At 46.9% G+C, this 463-nt stretch carries 1 protein-coding gene; it reads right to left on the bottom strand.

Annotated features, from left to right (window positions below):
• Nucleotides 1–47: 47 nt before the first annotated feature.
• A complete protein-coding gene (locus tag ACXAD8_RS23060) occupies nucleotides 48–407 on the bottom strand; it encodes a hypothetical protein (RefSeq protein WP_475233108.1) in 360 nt (119 codons plus the stop codon).
• Nucleotides 408–463 lie beyond the last annotated feature (56 nt).

The following is a 463-nucleotide window of genomic DNA, read 5'->3' as shown; positions in this document are numbered from 1 at the left end:
AAGGTTAACATACAGCGACTACGCATTCTCATCAGCACCTCCTCCGGTCAATCTACGTAATTACTCATATTAAAGGTGCTCCAGATAGCAAAACGACGCTCGGCAATATCCGGCTTTTCCTCCACCAGCTGGGAGAAAAACGCCTGACGCTGTTGCCAATCACCCGGCCAGCTGGCAATGGCAAGTACCCTGGGAAAATATTGGCCACTGACAGGATTCCGGGTGATGCGAAATGCCGTAGTATTTTGATATCCCATGGCAACAGCGGCCGGACCAATATCCGCGAAATATTGTTTTTTAAGGGGTTTGCCGTCCTCGCGGTCTGTTAAAAACAAAAAGTCCGCCACCTGATCTTTCTTAAAGGTCAGATTAGAGGTTTTGGCCTGTACCAGGCTGTTAAAAGCCAAAAGACCAATTGTCAGTGTCAGAGTTAATCGTTGAATCAGTTACCGCCATATTTAAT

It is taken from the genome of Planctobacterium sp. AWH2_060, assembly GCF_056158425.1.
The sequence above is the reverse complement of the archived record's forward strand: the minus strand, read 5'-3'. Positions and strand labels throughout refer to the sequence as shown.